The organism is Vibrio sp. L85 (assembly GCF_963871815.1).
Classification (GTDB): Bacteria; Pseudomonadota; Gammaproteobacteria; order Enterobacterales; family Vibrionaceae; genus Vibrio; species Vibrio harveyi.
Genome location: NZ_CAWMYL010000144.1, coordinates 1 through 348 on the forward strand (window position 1 = coordinate 1; position 348 = coordinate 348).

General features: G+C 43.1%; 1 pseudogene. It reads left to right on the top strand.

Features of this window, described 5'->3' with window-relative positions:
• Positions 1-348 (top strand): annotated as a pseudogene (locus AACR11_RS15225) (DUF2235 domain-containing protein); the annotation flags it as partial.

Genomic DNA, 348 nt, shown 5'->3' on the forward strand with positions numbered 1-348 from the left:
AGCTCAAGATGCTTGGAATTTGGAATGCAGCACTAAGGGTTTATATGGTGTTGTGACACTGGTGAATGGCATCCTTTATTATTACGAGCTACAGCCTATTAGCAATGCTCTTTCGGCTTTGCCATTAGAAAGAATGAAACAGCAGGCAGAGGTCGCAGGTGTGAATTGGGATGACGAAAAGCTCGCCTATCCGCAAGATTTTAATCAATTGACAGGATGTGACGTGGCTTTAAAAACGTTGAACGAAAAGTTATTAGCTCAACCGTTAGGAAGCATTAGACCGACACATTGGCAAGGTGAGATTAGCCAGTATGGAAAGGAATGGATACATCGTCCTCATGATGCACT